Annotated in this window: 15 protein-coding genes; 5 read left to right on the forward strand and 10 right to left on the reverse strand. The window is 69.8% G+C overall.

What is annotated here, in order from left to right:
- Positions 1-9: 9 nt before the first annotated feature.
- From VZF99_RS09975 to VZF99_RS09995, 5 genes are all read right to left on the reverse strand, one after another.
- Positions 10-1,128, reverse strand: coding sequence for a sterol desaturase family protein (locus VZF99_RS09975; RefSeq protein ID WP_407334657.1), 1,119 nt, complete (start codon positions 1,126-1,128; stop codon positions 10-12).
- Positions 1,129-1,210: 82 nt separating this feature from the next.
- The gene (locus VZF99_RS09980) at positions 1,211-2,761 is read right to left on the reverse strand and encodes an MDR family MFS transporter (protein ID WP_407334658.1); all 1,551 of its coding nucleotides are present in this window, start codon (positions 2,759-2,761) and stop codon (positions 1,211-1,213) included.
- A 105-nt stretch (positions 2,762-2,866) separates the two neighbouring features.
- Positions 2,867-3,877 (reverse strand): arsenic resistance protein, encoded by a 1,011-nt coding sequence (locus tag VZF99_RS09985; RefSeq protein ID WP_407334659.1) that lies wholly within the window; start codon positions 3,875-3,877, stop codon positions 2,867-2,869.
- A gap of 188 nt (positions 3,878-4,065) precedes the next feature.
- Positions 4,066-6,054 carry a hypothetical protein gene (locus VZF99_RS09990; RefSeq protein WP_407334660.1) on the reverse strand — a complete coding sequence of 663 codons (1,989 nt, stop codon included), beginning with the start codon at positions 6,052-6,054 and terminating at the stop codon, positions 4,066-4,068.
- Positions 6,055-6,169: 115 nt separating this feature from the next.
- On the reverse strand, positions 6,170-7,468 hold the full coding sequence (locus tag VZF99_RS09995; RefSeq protein ID WP_253002037.1) for an acetyl-CoA carboxylase biotin carboxylase subunit family protein: 1,299 nt from the start codon (positions 7,466-7,468) through the stop codon (positions 6,170-6,172).
- A 208-nt stretch (positions 7,469-7,676) separates the two neighbouring features.
- Here VZF99_RS09995 and VZF99_RS10000 point away from each other — a divergent pair, with 208 nt between their 5' ends.
- Both VZF99_RS10000 and VZF99_RS10005 read left to right on the forward strand, forming a co-directional pair.
- On the forward strand, positions 7,677-8,066 hold the full coding sequence (locus VZF99_RS10000) for a DUF1622 domain-containing protein (RefSeq protein ID WP_120283807.1): 390 nt from the start codon (positions 7,677-7,679) through the stop codon (positions 8,064-8,066).
- Positions 8,067-8,200: 134 nt separating this feature from the next.
- The gene (locus VZF99_RS10005) at positions 8,201-8,488 is read left to right on the forward strand and encodes a hypothetical protein (protein ID WP_253002039.1); all 288 of its coding nucleotides are present in this window, start codon (positions 8,201-8,203) and stop codon (positions 8,486-8,488) included.
- On the opposite strand, the gene VZF99_RS10010 is transcribed toward VZF99_RS10005, so the two are convergent.
- Positions 8,452-9,024: a nuclear transport factor 2 family protein gene (locus VZF99_RS10010; RefSeq protein ID WP_407334661.1), complete on the reverse strand. Its 573-nt coding sequence runs from the start codon at positions 9,022-9,024 to the stop codon at positions 8,452-8,454. The two genes, VZF99_RS10005 and VZF99_RS10010, sit on opposite strands and share 37 nt — an antisense overlap.
- On the opposite strand from VZF99_RS10010, the gene VZF99_RS10015 reads away from it, so the two are divergent.
- The gene (locus VZF99_RS10015) at positions 8,921-9,949 is read left to right on the forward strand and encodes a DUF418 domain-containing protein (RefSeq protein ID WP_407334662.1); all 1,029 of its coding nucleotides are present in this window, start codon (positions 8,921-8,923) and stop codon (positions 9,947-9,949) included. The genes VZF99_RS10010 and VZF99_RS10015 overlap by 104 nt on opposite strands.
- 104 nt (positions 9,950-10,053) lie before the next feature.
- Here the strand turns inward: VZF99_RS10015 and VZF99_RS10020 are convergent, their stop codons facing one another.
- Entirely contained in the window at positions 10,054-11,238 is a 1,185-nt protein-coding gene (locus VZF99_RS10020) for a methyltransferase (protein ID WP_407334663.1), read from the reverse strand.
- Positions 11,239-11,377: 139 nt separating this feature from the next.
- Positions 11,378-11,698: a hypothetical protein gene (locus VZF99_RS10025; protein ID WP_407334664.1), complete on the reverse strand. Its 321-nt coding sequence runs from the start codon at positions 11,696-11,698 to the stop codon at positions 11,378-11,380.
- Positions 11,699-11,863: 165 nt separating this feature from the next.
- Here VZF99_RS10025 and VZF99_RS10030 point away from each other — a divergent pair, with 165 nt between their 5' ends.
- Complete coding sequence (locus tag VZF99_RS10030) at positions 11,864-12,712, forward strand: class I SAM-dependent methyltransferase (protein WP_407334665.1); 849 nt, start codon at positions 11,864-11,866, stop codon at positions 12,710-12,712.
- A gap of 23 nt (positions 12,713-12,735) precedes the next feature.
- Here the strand turns inward: VZF99_RS10030 and VZF99_RS10035 are convergent, their stop codons facing one another.
- On the reverse strand, positions 12,736-13,008 hold the full coding sequence (locus VZF99_RS10035; RefSeq protein ID WP_407334666.1) for a type II toxin-antitoxin system RelE family toxin: 273 nt from the start codon (positions 13,006-13,008) through the stop codon (positions 12,736-12,738).
- Position 13,009: 1 nt separating this feature from the next.
- Positions 13,010-13,231, reverse strand: coding sequence for a ribbon-helix-helix protein, CopG family (locus VZF99_RS10040; RefSeq protein WP_407334667.1), 222 nt, complete (start codon positions 13,229-13,231; stop codon positions 13,010-13,012).
- Positions 13,232-13,472: 241 nt separating this feature from the next.
- Between VZF99_RS10040 and helR the strand changes: the two genes are divergently transcribed.
- Complete coding sequence (gene helR, locus VZF99_RS10045) at positions 13,473-15,731, forward strand: RNA polymerase recycling motor ATPase HelR (protein ID WP_407334668.1); 2,259 nt, start codon at positions 13,473-13,475, stop codon at positions 15,729-15,731.
- Positions 15,732-15,957 lie beyond the last annotated feature (226 nt).

Raw genomic sequence — 15,957 nt, forward strand, 5'->3', positions numbered from 1 at the left:
GCCGCGGCCCTACGCCCTCCGCGCCCCGGCCCACCCCGGCCCGCGCACCAGGTACCCCGCGCGGTCGCGCCAGGTCTGCGCGCGGAAGATGTCGCGCCCGATCGCGACCCATTCATGCGTGGCGATCCGTAGCGGGCTGAACGTGTCGATGTTGGTGGTCAGCCCGTAGACCACGTCCTCGCGCTCGGGTTCGTAGGTACCGAACAGCCGGTCCCAGATGATGAGGATGCTGCCGTGGTTGCGGTCGAGGTACCGCCGGTTGCTGCCGTGGTGCACGCGGTGGTGCGAGGGCGAGTTGAGCACCTTCTCCAGCGGCCCGATCGATCGCACCGCCTCGGTGTGGACCCAGAACTGGTAGATGAGGTTGATCGCGCGGGCGTCCATGACGATCGCCGGCCGCACCCCGAGCAGCGAGAGCAACCCGTACGGCACGTAGATCGTCAGCGCCTCGGCGACGGGCTGGCGCAGCGCGGTCGACAAGTTGTACCGCTCGCTCGAGTGGTGCACGACGTGCATGGCCCACAGCCAGCGCGACTCGTGGGCGAGGCGGTGATTGCAGTAGTAGATGAGGTCCCAGCCGAGGATCCCTACCGCGTACGCCAGCGGCCCGGACCCCAGGTCCAACGGGGACGACCGGAAGAGCCGGGAGCTCGCGGTCTGCGCGCTCCACAGCGTGGAAACCATCACCACGGTCGAGGCCACGGCGGTCACCGCAGAACCGCCAGTGATCCGACGGAGGGCGGGAGGGACCGCCACGCCGGTGTCACCGCCGACGTCGGGACCCGGGCCGGATGACGACGACGACAACGACCCCGCCTCGGACAGACCCGACCCGCGATGGCGGCGTAGGACGTCCCCGGCGGTGGCGACGGCCGCCGCCCCGAGGGACAGGCCCATCACGGCTTTCGCGCATCTGCCTGTCCGCGGGGTGAGCGGCGAGAGCACCGTGGCGGAGATGTAGGGGGCGAGCAGACTCCCCACGCCCATCGAGAGGCTCGCCATGGTGTCGGCGAACTCGTAGTCCCCCGCCCGCTCCCCGACGGCCGGGTTGCGCTTCTGCCACGCGTATTCGGCCGCCATCGCCCCGACGAACGCCGGGATGGCCAGGACCGTCAGATCAACCTTCACGCCATCCAGGGTATGGCGTGGGTCACTCCGGCGGGCGTTCGGCCGGCCACGCTCGGGCTACCGGCTACACCCGAACTGTCGGCTACGCCGAGGCGATCTCCTCCGACGAGGCGGTCTCCTGCGCCGTGGCGTTCTCGGACCCCTCGGCCGTCGGCGCCGAGGCGGGCCCCTCGGTCTGCGCACTGTTGCGGACGAACCACACGCCGACGACGGTGATGAGCGAGATGCACGCGCCCAGCAGCAACGCGTTGTGGACGCCGGTCATCTGCGCGGCGACGTCGCCCAGGCCTGACTCGGCGCCGGAGACGATGCCCAGCGTCATGACGGTGATGAACAGCGCCGTGCCCGCGGCGGCGGCGACCTGCTGCAGGGTGTTGAGCAACGCCGAGCCGTGCGAGTACAGGTGCGGCGGCAGGGAGCCGAGCGCGGAGGTCATGAGCGGCGAGAAGAGAAACGCCAGGCCCACGCTGAGCACGATGTGCCAGAGGACGACCGTGACCAGCGAACTGTCCGCGGAGAAGAACGTGTACATCCCCCACAGGCCGGCGGACGCGAGGATAGAGCCGGGGATGATGAGCGGCCGGGGGCCGATCCGGTCGAACGCGCGGCCGACGAACCAGCCGAGCACGCCCATGATCAGGCCGCCGGGCAGCAGTGCCAGCCCGGAGTTCAGGGTGCTGGTGCCCACGACCTGCTGCATGTAGAGCGGCAGCAGGATGAGGGTGCCGAACAGCGACATCATCGAGATGAGCATGAGGGCCAGGCTCACGGTGAAGGTCGGGAACGCGAACGCCCGCACGTCGAGCAGCGCGTAGTCCTTGAGCGAGAGCTGGCGCCAGACGAACACGGCCAGGGCGACCACGCCGATCGCCACGGGGATCCACGGCGAGATGAGGGCGTTGTCGCTGGCGGCCTCGCCGATCGAGCTGAGACCGAAGATGAGGCCGGCGAAGCCGATCGCCGAGAGGACGCCGGAGAGGATGTCGAGCGGGATGCGCCGGGGCTCGGTGACGTTGCGGATCAGCACCGCTCCGGCCACGAGTGCCAGCACACCGATGGGCAGCACGGACCAGAACATCCAGCGCCAGCTGAGCACGTCGAGCACCAGGCCACCCACGGTGGGGCCGATGGCCGGGGCGACGGCGATCACGATGGAGATGACGCCCATGGTGCGGCCGCGACGGTCGGCGGGAACCACGTTGAGCACGGTGGTCATGAGCAGCGGGATCATGATGGCGGTGCCGACCGCCTGGACGACCCGGCCGGCGACGAGCATGGGGAACACCATGGCCAGCGACGCCAGCAGGGTGCCGGCGGTGAACGTGCTCATCGCGATGACGAACACGGACCGCAGCGGCAGGCGCACGAGCAGCCAGCCGGTGAACGGGATGACCACGGCCATCGTGAGCATGAACGCGGTGGTCAGCCACTGCGCGGTGGCGGCGGTCACCGCGAACTCGCCCATGAGCTCGGGCAGTGCCACGGACATGATGGTCTCGTTGAGGATCACCACGAACGCGGCGCCGACGAGCAGGGCGATCAGACGCACGGTGGCGGCGGGCATCGGCGGGGAGGCCTGCGGGGCCCGGGCCGCTTCTGCGGAATGGGGGGTGGCGGAGACTTCAGACGTCACGGTCGTCCTCTGGGATTGCGGTGTGAGCAGAGAGCAGAATCCGGCGCCGGCGGAGCCGCGCACGGGAACCCTCTGAAGCTACCGGAACCACGCGCCCGACGCCCGTCAAGTGACCGGCGTTACCTCGGGGATGAGACGGGGGACGAGCCGAACGAGGACGACCATGGCGACGAGCTCGACGAGGGTCTGGGTGACGACGACGAGGGCTGCCAGATCGAACGCCGCGGGCAGCGCCAGGACCAGCGGGAGGACGACCAGGGAATTTCGGGTCGCGCCACTGAACGCGATCGCCCGCCTGCCCGGCACATCGAGGCCCGCCAGCCGCCCGGCCGCGATGCCCACCGGCACCATGACCATGACGAACGCCACGTACACCGGGACCACCTGCACCAGCGCGCCGAGCCGCTCGCTGACCGCGCTGATCTGGGAGGCGACCACGAGCGCGAGCGTGGCGACCATGAGCGGGACCATCGCCGCGGCCGCGCCCTGCTCCACCGCCCGGCCGACTCCGCTGACGCGGCCGGCCCGGGCAGCCCGGGTGGGCTCACCGCGGCCGGCGACGCACTGCGTCAGCGCCGCGGCCGCGAGAGGCAGCGCGATGAGCAGCACGAACGCCTCGACGAATGGCTCGAGCTCCACCGCCGCGACGAATTCGGATCCGACGAACAGCCACAGGTACAGCGGCAGCAGCGCCACCTGGGCGAGCATGAGCAGCGGGGTCGCGGCCAGGAGTCGGTGGACGTCAGCGCCGGCGAGGCCGGCAAAGACGAGGACGTAGTCGATGCACGGGGTCAGCAGCACGAACAGCATGCCCACCAGGAGCACCCGGTCGTGGGCGACGATCCGCGTCAGCAGCCAGACGATCGGCGGCACCAGCAGAAAGTTGACCGCGAGGATCGTGCCGAGGAAACGCCAGTCACGGAACGCCCCGCCGATGCGCGCGAACGGGATGCCGAGGAACGTCGCGTACAACAGCAGCGCGAGCACGGGCTGGATCGCGAGCTCCGCCGGGCCGGCCACCGCCGGCGCGAGCACCCCGACGACCCCGCCCAGGACGAGACCCGCCAGGTAGAGCGACACCTGGTGCCGCTCCATCCACTCCACGCTCGCGCGCATGCTCCCCCTCACGCCCATCCCTCTCAGGCTTGTGCGTCCTCTTTGCACACCTTGTCGGCAGTTGTGCGCGCGGATTGGACCATTCCCGCAGCGCATCCACTCGGCACCCCGGCGTCGGGACGCCTTACGCCGCTCTCGGCGCGTAAGCCGGATCAGCCGAGCCGAGCCGGGCCGGGCCGCGGCAGCCCTTAGAGCTCCGGTAGCCGGTCGGCGCCCCAACTGCCGTGGATCAGCCCGGTCACCCGGGCGATCTCCTCCGCGGAGACGGTCTCGGTCTCGCCGGGCTCGAGGGCGTCGAAGTGGAAGATGTACAGCCGCGAGGCGAACTCCTCGAACGGCAGCGACGACTCACCGAAACGCTCGCCGTTGCCGGCGGTGCTCACCACCACGCCGTTGCCCCAGTCCTGCCCGCTGTCGTTGTTGGGGTTGAAGAAGTAGACGCGCATGGTCTCGTCCGGGTCCAGCGCGACCCGCAGGATGGTGATGGCGTGCCACCCGACGAACCGCGCGGAGGAATCGGTGACGGCGACGCCGGCGGGCTGCGGGTGGATGAGCGGCTGGTTGCCGTTGTGGAACGGGTGGTAGCTGCCGTAGAAGTGCCGCAGGAAGTCCTCGAGCCCGGTCAGCCTGCCGGACTCGACGTCTACGTTGATGCTGAAGCCGCGCGCCGACCACCAGCCGTGGAACTCGGGGTTGACCCACCGGTGGGGGTCGCCCGGGCGGTCCGAGCACAGGCGGCCCATCTCAGCGTAGATCCGGTCCAGGTGTGGCACCACCAGCAGCGACACGGGGTCGAGGTCCACGGGCAGGGTGGTGGCCAGGCCCGCGTCGAGTTCTCGGGAGGAGATCGGCCGGCCCTCGAAGTGCATGACGACCTCGTTGTCGCGGGCCGCCCACGCGATGATCTGCAGCAGGTAGTCGGGATCGTTGTACGCCCACATCGACAGCGCTCGGGCGGACTGGCAGGTGGGGTTGTCACCCTGCCCCACGCCCAGCGGCTGCCCTAGCATCGACAGGGTGCCGGCCAGCAGCCAGACGCGCCCCTCGTGGGCGGGGCCGCACGAGAGGGCGAGCCGCTCGGCCGCGTAGCCGGACAGCGGCAGTGCCAGCAGCCGCCACAGCGCGGGGGCGGCGGGCGGCTGGAAGAGGATCCCCCGCTCGAGCAGCAGCGCCAGCCCGTAGACGGACTGCGCGGTCTCGGGGTGCACGGCCGCGTCGATCAGGGCGTCGACCAGACCGTGGAAGCACAGCAGGCTCTCCCGGCCCGTGCTGGACAGCCCGAGCGCCTCGCTGAGCAGGAAGCTGCCCTTCTCCCGCAGGAACCGCACGAGCACCGGGTGGTACGGCGACACCAGGCCGGTGTCGTGCATCGACCGCGCGAACCCGGCCGCCTCGTACTGGAGGGTCCCCTCGTCCATGGACTCGAGTCGGGAGAGGTAGACGTCCACCCCGGGGTCCTCGCGGCTCGCCTCGGTGGTGCCGTAGATGCTGCTGATGAGCCGGTCGATGCCCACGCCGCCGCCGCTGGAGCCCAGCTGCGGGTCCTGGCGGGCGATCGAGATCTGGGTGATGGTCTGCTTGATCTGGTCCACCTGGATGGGGCGTTGGCGCAGGATCCGCCAGATCTCCTCGACCAGCTGGTCGAGCACGCCGTCGAGGCCGATCTCCGAGGCGATGTGCGCCAGGGCCGTGCGGGTGACGGTCGCCATCCGGCCCTGTTGCGTGCGCTCGGCCTCGGTGGCCACGCCGAACAGCAGGGACGTGTTGTTGGCGAGCACCTCGGTGAGATGCTGCCGCGCCTGCTCGGCCGTCACCTCGGGGTGGGTGTACTGCCCCTGCGCCACGGCGACCAGCCGCAGGTCGCTGACGATCTCGGTGACCACCTTGTCCGCATCGGAGCTGCGAAGGGTACCGGCGCTCAGGGCCGGGATGAGGGCCGCGGGCGAGTCCCAGTCGGTGCCCTCGAAGATCCCCGCGGCCTCGAGGTCGGCGGCCATCTCCTGCACGGCGGCGGGACCGCCGTCCTGCAGCAGCACCAGCCGCGCCCCGTCCAGGACGCGCCGCAGACGGGACGCCTTGGTCACGTCACCCGCCTCGGCGAGCGCCCGGGTCGCGTCGGTCAGGGAGGCGACGCGCTTGTCCAGTACCCGCGTCGTAGCGGGTTCGTCGTTTCCCACTTCAGTCCACTCTCCGTCTCCCACCGCGCCTCGTTCCAGACCGCGCAGGTCCGTCCCGCGTCAGTCCACGCCCACCAGCCCGTACCGTACCCGCGGGCCGGTACCGGCAGAGCCGTCACACGTAGAAGTCGAGGTCCTCCTGGGCGCGCAGGACCGATCGCATCTCGTAGGCGTCGTCGCCGAAGAAGTAGACCAGGCCCCAGTGGGTGCCGAAGGCGGTGCGCTTGGTGACCGTCTCCTCGAGCGGGGCGGTGAGCTCGTGGGACTCGAAGTACTCGTGGTCCTCGGTCGCCTCCGGGATCTCGAGCGTGGACACGACACGGCGCCGCGGGTAGACGCCGAAGCACCCGGCGTGCCCCTTCGCGTCGACCACCTCGCGCGGGAAGAACGCGGCGATCTCCTCCTCGGTGGTCTTGGGGTCGAACGCCAGCACCAGGCCCTGGTAGGCGTTGAACCCGTACGTACGCTCGAGCAGTTCGAAGACCTTGAACCCCGGCGGCCGGTAGGCGACCTCGCCGAAGTACATCTCGCCGTCGCTGGTGACGAAGTACTCGGGGTGGACGAACCCGAACTTGATGTCGAAGGTCTTGATGAGCTTCTCGATCTGCCGGGTGATCTCCGGACGGTACTTCTCCAGCTCTGGCGAGGCCGGCACGAACACCGAGTAGCCGAGCGTGACGTACTCGGAGATGTTGAGGAACACGATCTTGCCGTTGTGCACCCAGGCCTCCACGGCGAACTCCCAGCCGTCGAGGTGGGACTCCATGAGGACGGGGAACTCCTCGTCGGGGATCGTGTCGACCTCGTCCGGAGTACGGATGACGCGGTGGCCGAGGCACCCGGCCTTGTCGAAGGCCTTGAGGTGGATCGGGTCGTTGGGGTCGCCGTCGAGCTTGAGCAGGGTCTGGTTGACGCGCTTGAGGAAGCGGATCACGTCGTCCCGCTCGTGCGCCTCCTCGAAGATGCCCACGCGGATCCCGCCGAGCTGCGCGCGCCGCTTCATCAGCGCCTTGTCCCGCAGCAGCAGAGACTGCCCGTACAGGGTGGGGTTGTCGAGCAGCATCGAGTTGATGGCGCCCGCCCACTCGACGGTCTCCTCGAACAGCGGGATCGCCACGTCGACGCCCATGTCCCGCAGCGTCTCGGCGATCTCCATGGACCGGTCGTTGAGCCGCTCGAAGTCCCACGGGACGTACGGGATCTGGTGCTGACTGCAGTATTCCTCGGCCCAGGGCGGTGCCACCACGACGTAGCGGCGGTCGAACTTGTCGAGCGCGTCGATGGCGTTGGGCACCCAGCCCAGCAGTGCGACGTAGCCCTTGTCGGGATCGCGCAGGTGCTCGTTGGGGTCGTGGGTCGGGTTCGGACGAAGGTCCGTGGCTCCGGTGGTCGATTCTGCGGTAGGCGTCTGCAAGTGCGGTGCCTCCTCGAGTAGGCGCGGGTTCGATCTGCGTGGGCCGATCAATCCAGGGCGGTGGGCCACAAACGTACCCAAGACCCGTCTCAGTGCAACTGGTTACGGGATCGGCGAACGCCCGGGCGCGCGGCCGGCGGCTACCTAGGGTCGGGTGTCACGGGGTGGTCGACGGCCCCAGCGGGAACCGACTGCGAGGAGATCGACGATGCACCTTCAATCCACCATCGAGGCCGTCGGCGAGGTGATCGATGCGCTCGGGGTGGCGGCGATCGTCATCGGCATCGTGGCCGCCACGGTCATCGCGGCGTGGCGCCTGCTCAGCCGGCAGCCGGACGTCTACCACCGGTTCCGCCGCTTCCTCGGCCGGTCGATCCTGTTGGGGCTGGAGATCCTGGTGGCGGCGGACATCATCAAAACCGTTGCGATCACCCCGACGCTGGAGAGCGTGGCGGTGCTGGCGGCGATCGTCGTGATCAGGACGTTCCTGAGCTGGTCGCTGGAACTGGAGATCTCGGGCCGGTGGCCGTGGCAAAAGTCAAAGACCCAGGAGGCCGCGCCCCGGGACGCCGCCGCGTCACCGGCGCCGTCCGCATAGGGTCACCGCACGGATCGAGGGGTGACGACGACGAGGGCAGTCGCCTCCAGGTCGGGGCCCGCGCCTGCCCGCCCGGCCGAACCGGCATCAACTGACCGCCCCATCCGATGCGCAAGTGGCGCCGAATCCCGGACATGCACACGGCTTCGCACTCCCCTCGGCGCCGGAACTACCTCGGCGACGCGAGCTTGTGGTGGGACAACTGGGTGCCGGTCGCGGCCACCGGGTGGGGCGCGCTGGTCGTCATCGCGCCGATGCTGGCGGCCGACTTCCTCATCCGGGCCATCCGCGGGCCATCCGGCCAGGACCCCGCACCGGACCACATGTCCGACCCACCTGAATCCGACGACCCCCGCCTGACCAGCAACCTCTCCGTGTCCCAGCGCTACTGCACGGCCGGCGGGACGGGCGACTGCTGGTAGAGGGCGATCCGCCACTGTCCCTCGCGGCGCGTGTAGACGGTCGACATCAGTGCATGGAAGTGGTCCTCCTCGCCGCGCGAGGCTCGCCCGGTGTACACCAGCGCAGCGGTGTTCTCGTCGACCTCGATGAGGCGTTCGTCGCTGATGTCGTAGGACTGCCACGGCGGTGCCTCGTTGAGGGAGGCGATCACCGCCTCGCGGTCCAGGGCCAGACCGTGGGTGAGAACCATCACGGCGTCTGCGGTCATACGACGTCCATAGAAGTCCGCCCCTGTGCCGTCGCACAGCGATAACCAGCCTCGATGCTCAAGCTCTAGCAATTCGGCGATGTCCATGGCGCCACGGTAGGTCACGACGCTGCGGCCGACCGGAGAACCGGCGGGCGGTTTGCATCCCTTCTCCCGGCCCGCCGACGGTGTTACGGTCCGCCTCGTGGCAGGCGACACGGACGAAAGGCTGACCTTCGACACCACGACGACAGGGCGTCGGCGGATCGAGGAACTGGACGTCATCCGCGGGTTCGCGCTCTGCGGCATCCACGTGGTCAACGTCTACCAGCAGGTGGTGTTCTCCGAGCTGTTCGGCGACCAGCCCGGCCTCGGGGTGACCGTGATGCCGGCGATCGTCCGATACGGCTTCTACGAACGCTTCCTACCGATTTTCACGCTGCTGTTCGGCGTGGGGTTCGCGATCTTCCTGGCCTCCGCCGGGAACCGGATCGATCACCCTCGAGTCGTCCTCGCCCGCCGCCTGGCCGTGCTGGCGGGGTTCGGCGTCCTCCATCAGCTGGTCCACCCCGGCGAGGCGTTGCTGCCGTACGCCGTCTTCGGGCTTGTCATCCTCCTACCCGCCTCCTTCCTCCGGCCGCGGTGGGCGCTCGCCGCGGGTCTGGTCCTGTTGCTGCTCGGAGCGCAGACGGTCGCCGGATACGGAGTGATGCCCGGGCTGCTCGTGGTCGGTTATGCGCTGGCAGGTCTCGGTTGCGCTGACGCGCTCGGCCGCCAGACTCGCCGATGGGTGCTCGCCGCCGCGATATCCGGCGCGGTGACGATCGCGTACTGGACCTCGGTTGCCGTCGGAATCCACCTCCCGCGGTTGTCGTTGGGAGCGACGTCCCTGCCGTCCCAGCTCGCGGGGGTGGTGACCGGCCTGTTCTACGTCTGTCTGGTGGTGCTCGCCTTGCGGACACCGGCGGGCAGCGTGCTCCGATGGGCGTTGGCCCCGATGGGCCGGATGGCGCTGACCAACTACCTGCTGGCGACGGCGTTCATCCTCGTGCTCTCCCCGATTCTGGCGATCGACGGGCTGGACGACTGGCCTGCCATCGTCGCGCTGGTGGTCGGGATCATCGTGGCTCAGATCGTGGCGAGCCGCGTGTGGCTGGCCCGGTTCCGCTTCGGTCTCGCCGAGTGGCTGTGGCGCAGTGCGACGTGGTGGGAGATGACGCCGCTCCGCCGGTGATGTCAGGCTGCCCCGGTAGCTGGTCTGCTCTGGAAACCGGTCTGGTCGGCCAGTCGCGACTGGCGGGACAGGCGGGCGCCCTCAGCGGCCGTGTACCGCAATCCTCACGAGGCCCGCGCGGCCAGTCGCCACAGGATGGTCCGCTCGCGCGACCGAGCAGCGTGGAGCGGATCGGCACCGTCGGCCGCGCGCGGGTGGCGAGGCGTCGTCTCGTGGGTGCCGATCACGGTCAAGCCGGCGGCGGCGATGCGATGCAGGAGTTCGTCGCGAGTGCGTAGGCCGAGATGCTCGGCGAGGTCGGACAGGATCAGCCACCCTTCGCCCCGCGGCGTGAGGTGCTGCGCGAGCCCGTCCAGGAAGCGGCCCAGCACGTCCGAGCCCGGGTCGTAAATCCCCTGCTCCAGCGCGGACGTCGGACGACCGGGAATCCACGGCGGGTTGCACACCGCCACGTCGGCCCGCCGGGAGTCGCCCACCTCGTCGTCGTCGTCATAAGGCCACAGGTCGGCCTCCACCACGTCCACTCGGTCCGCCAACCCCAGCCGGCTGATGTTGTTCCGCGCGCACTGCACCGCGCGCGGGTTGATGTCGGACGCCACCACCTTCCGGGCCCCACGCCGTGCCAGGACGGCCGCGAGCACGCCGGTTCCGGTGCCGATGTCCCACACGATCGGATTCTCGACACCCTGCGGCCAGGGGGCGTCAGCGACCAGGTCGATGTACTCGTCACGGGTGGGGGCGAACACGCCGTAGGCGGGATGGATCCGGGCCCCCAACGCGGCCACCTCGATGCCGCCCAGGTGCCACTCGTAGGCGCTGATGACGCCGAGGAGCTCGGGCAGCGAGACCAGCGTCTCCCGACCGGCGGGGTCGTTGCCGTTGTCGCTCGGCGGCCCGTAGGCATGGGTGCAGGCGGCCCGCACATCGGGCGCTCGGCGCAGCCGAACCGAGTTGTCCTGCTCCAGGGGGATGAGGATCTTTCCCAGCGTCTCCGCCCGCTCTGCGCGTGCCTTCCGGTTGGCGAGGAACACATCGCTGGCGTCGGAGCTCTGCGGCGCCCGGGACGCCCGCTTCTGCAGACGCCGGTCGAGGGCGCGCATGAGCTGGCGGGCGTTGTGGAAGTCGCCCCGCCACAGCAGGCCGGTGCCCCGCCGGATCATCCGAAGCGCCTTGTCCGCGGCGATGTCGTCGTGGATCACCACGATGTCCCGCGGCGGCGGCGCGCCGTTCTCGGAACGCCACCCGGCAGTGCGGTCCTCGCCCTTCTCTCGCCAGCTGACGGTGGTCACAGGCGACCCGGGGGCGGCAGGAGCAGACACGAGAGTCCTTCGGACGGGCGCGCACTCGACCGTGGGGAGGAATGACGCGCGGGGGCCAGTTGCCCGTGAACCGGGCCGCACCCAGTGTCTCAGTTCCGCCGCCGACCGGTCACGGCCAGTCGATCTCATACGCCTCGGCCCGGGCCGAGTACATTCGTCCCCCGCTGATGAAGTAGCCGTCGGTGTAGGTGGCCGTGTCGGACGGGATGCCGTGGGCGAGCGCGTAGAGCTGGGCCGCCAGATCATCGGCATCGAACGCGCCGGAGCTGTCGCGATGGGGAGTGACGATCGCGGTCCTGTCGGCGAAGACCCCGGGCGCTCCCCTCAAGGTGATTCGGCGAGCACGGTAGTCCCCGGCGCGAACGTAGGCGAGGGCCTGGCGGAGCACGGTGTCGTAGCGAGTGCCAGAGATGGGTGTGGCGATGTGCATGGCCGACAGCGTCACACCTCTCGACGGCTTCCTCGCCCGCGTCACGGTCCCCGGCACCGCAGCCTGTGGAGAGTCGCGTGCCCTGTGAGTGTGGTGCCGCTGCCGTGAGGGTTCCGGTCGCCTCTCCCCGGTTCTACGATGGGAGTCGAGGCATTGGAGCTCATCATGAGTGCATCGCAGGCCGACCTCTGGAGTGGTCCCGTGGGGCAGTCGTGGGTGCGCAATGCGCTCGCGTACGACACGATTCTCGAGCCGCTCGGTCGCGCGGCCCTCGACCGCCTGGACCTCGGCCCACCGCAGCGGGTGCTGGACATCGGGTGCGGGACCGCGACAACGACGTTGGAGATCGGACGCCGGGTGCGCCCGGACGGGTCGGCGGTCGGCGTGGACGTGTCGCGACCGATGGTCGAGTGCGCGCAGGCTCGCCTGGTGGATGAGGCCGACGCGGAGAACGTCGAGTTCCTCACCCTCGACGTGGAGAGCCAGCCGCTGCCCGGCCCGTTCGACGCCGCGTTCTCGCGGATGGGCGTGATGTTCTTCGACCGACCCGAGGTGGCGTTCTCCGCCGTCCGGGCGGCCCTCCGACCGGGCGGCCGGCTCGCGTTCGTCTGCTTTGCCGCGCCCGCCGCGAACCCGTTTATCACGGTCCCCACCGGCGCCGCGTTGGCCCGGCTCGGTGGTGCCCCTGTGCCTCCGCCGGGCGCGCCGGGACCGTTCTCGTTCGCTGACCCGGACCGCGTGCGCAGCGTGTTGGAGACCGCCGGCTTCCAGTCCGTCGAGGTGAACCCCGGCCCCGACGAGGTCACCCTCGGCCCCGCCGACCGCCTCGAACAACTCGCCCGGCAGGCGCTGGAACAGAACCCCCAGGCCATGATGGCGATGGCCGCCAACCCCGATGCCCGCGACTCCGCTGTCGCCGCGGCCGCGGCCGCGCTGGGTGAACATGTCACCGACGGCGAGGTCCGTCTGGGCGCCGGAACCTGGGTCGTAGAAGCCCGTGCCCCCGGGGCGTAACAGGGCAGAAGCACCAAGGGCCGCTATCGATAGACCTCGCGCCGATGGGCAATATCGACAACGAGGACGGTCACCCGTTGATCCTCGATCAAGCAGATGATCCGGTAGTCGCCCACGCGGTACCGCCAGAGGTGCTGGTCGCCGCGAAGTGCTTTCCCGAGATACCTGGGGTCTTCGCACCCGTGTATTCGCTCCTCGAGGAATGCCCGGATTCTCTGCTGCGCAGTCCTATCCTGTCGACCGAGTTTGGTGATGACCTTCTGGACGTGCGGCGTGACCTCGACCAGATACGCCACCTCAGGACCAGTCCACCTGGTCCAACGGGATCGCGGAATCGTCTGACTGCCTGAATTCCTCCAGACGGTGCCGGGCCAAGTACCAGTCCTCCATCTCGTCGAGTCCGCTGCGGATGAACTCGCTCGCGTAGAACGACTTGGACCTGCCGGTGACTCGAGCCAGATGGTCCAGACGGGCGATGGTCTCGTCGTCCAACTTGGTGTTCAGCTGTTTGGCCGTCATGACACCCCTTCCGCCGCTATACGAGTATAGACCCAGCGACCACCCTGAGACCGTGACCATCCGGCCGGTCGATGTCGAGAGCGTCATTGACGACAAGCGTGGGGGCGAGCCACTGCGAGGCGCAGCGTCGATCTGGCAGCCTCCAGGCAACTAGATTCCTGCCGGAAACCCCTCCCCTTCTCAAGTTATAGCTGGTAGGGGGCCTTGCGGCAAGACCCCGGTGGGGGCGCACACTGTCGCCATGTCCCCCGAGGCACCCGGCATCTTCGCCCTCCCCGATCACCTCGCCCACAAGGCTGACCCGGCGCACATCGCCGCCGACGAACGCCACCTCGCCGCCATCTCCCACGCCCTCGACCAGAAGGTCGCCTCCCTGTCCGCCCGTCTGGACGCCCGCCGCCGCGACCCGGCCGGCCGCGGCGCGCAGACCATCGAGCGCGACGCCGACATCCGGCGCCTGGTCGCCGAGCTCGCCACGCTGCGCCGGTTCGGGCTGGACGTGTGCATCGGCCACTACGCCGTGGCTATTTCGGACCCCGCCGCCCCCGACTCGCACCACCCCGACCACCACCAGACCGGGTCCGCGCCGGTGTACGTGGGCCGCATCGGCCTCACCGATGCGGCCGGCACTCCCCTCCTCGTGGATTGGCGCACCCCGGCCGCCGAGCCGTTCTTCGCCGCGACGCTCGCCGATCCGAGGGGCGTGAGGTATCGCCGTCGGTACCGGTGGTCGGGCCGGCGCATCGTGGACTACTGGGATGAGGTCTTTGGCGACGACGACGAGGTGTCCGCTCACGTCAGCCCCGACGACCTCTCGGCATTCGTCTCGAGCTTGTCCGAGGCGCGGACCGGCCGAATGCGCGATGTGCTCACCACGATCCAGGCCGATCAGGACGCCATCATCCGCGCGGACTCCCGGGGCACCCTCATCGTGGACGGCGGACCGGGCACCGGAAAGACGGTGGTGGCCCTGCACCGGGCGGCCTACCTGCTGCACGCCCAGTCCCGCGGGGGGCTACGCCGCGGCAACCTGCTCCTCCTCGGGCCGCACCGGCCGTATCTGGACTACGTGGCCGATGTGCTCCCGTCGCTCGGTGAACACAGCGTGCAGACCGCGACGGCCGCCGACCTGGGCCTCGCCGCGCTCGGCGGGGTGATCGCGACACCGCCCGGCGGACTGCCCGACGAGCCCGATCCGGAGGTCTTTCGATTGAAGTCCGAGCTGCGCATGGTCGAGGCGATCGTGGCCGCGGTGCGCTTCTACGAGCAGCCGCCCGAGCAGTCGATGCTGGTGCAGACCGAGTGGGTGGACCTGCGTCTGACGCCGGCCGACTGGGCCGAGGCGTTCGGCTCGGTCGAGGACGGCACTCCCCACAACGAGGCTCACCCGCAGATCCGCGAGACGGTCGCCGAGATCCTCGTTGACCGGGCCCTCCATAGCAGCACCGGAGGCGTGCCCGAGGAGGTCCTCCGCGCTGAGCTCGCAGCGCACCCGGACCTGCACCGCGCCCTGTACCGGGTATGGCCGATGATCAGCGCCACCGATCTTGTCGGGGACCTGTGGACCGTCCCGGCGTACCTGCGCCTGTGCGCACCGTGGCTGACCACCGAGCAGCTCCAGCTCCTTCAGCGACCCGCGGCCGGCGCGTGGACGACCGTGGACCTGCCGCTCCTGGACGCGGCCCACCACCGGCTGGGCGACGCCGACCGGGCGCGCAGAGCTCAGCGCCGTCGGGCCGAGCGATCCGCGGAACTCGCGAGGCGCCAGCGGGTGATCGACGACCTCATCGCTGCCGACGACGACCCCGAAGGCGTCTCCCCCATGCTCCGCCACGGCGACCTCCAGGAGGCGCTACTCGATACGTCACCCGACGAGGACCCGGCCGCCGGCGATGCTCGACTGGCGGGCCAGTTCGGACACATCATCGTCGACGAGGCCCAGGAACTCACCGACGCCGAGTGGCGGATGATCTTGCGCCGCTGCCCGTCGGGCAGTCTCACGGTGGTGGGCGACCGCGCGCAGTCCCGCCGCGATTTCGAGGAGTCCTGGACCGAGCGGCTGGAACGCATCGGCCTCTCCCTTGCCCGCCTCACTTCCGTGCATCTGAGCATCAACTACCGCACGCCCGCCGAGATCATGGAGGCCGCCGCCCCAGTGATCCGGTCAGTGCGGCCCGACGCCAACGTGCCCGAATCGGTCCGCCGCAGCGGGATCCCCGTCCAGCACGGCCACGTCGAGGACCTCCAAAGCGTGGTCGATGAGTGGCTCGCCACCCACCTCGAGGGCATGGTCGGCATCATCTGCGCGCCCAGCACTTCTGTCCCCGACTTCGACGGTTCCGACCGTGTCCGCGTGCTGCCCCCAGCCCGGGTCAAGGGGCTCGAGTTCGATCTTGTGGTCGTTGTCGACCCAGATTCGTTAGGCTCGGGCGTCACCGGTGCAGTCGACAGCTACGTGGCGATGACGCGGGCAACGCAACAGTTGGTCGTTCTCAGCTAGTAGACCTTCTTGCCGTTCGCGGCGTCACAACGCCGACAAGGCGAACTAGTCGGGAGTCGGGGCAATGCTCGTCAGGGCCTCGGGATATCGGCTACACGAAGGGACGGAAGACCCATGCGCTCTACCGCCGTTGCCGCCGTCGCCGGTATAGCGTCAGGCCGCTGACCTGGGGTGCCCTGAACGCCCCGTGCAGGGCACCCCAGGTCACAGTCCGCCTTCGGACTCC

It is taken from the genome of Dietzia kunjamensis, from assembly GCF_045689975.1.
Lineage (GTDB): Bacteria > Actinomycetota > Actinomycetes > Mycobacteriales > Mycobacteriaceae > Dietzia > Dietzia kunjamensis.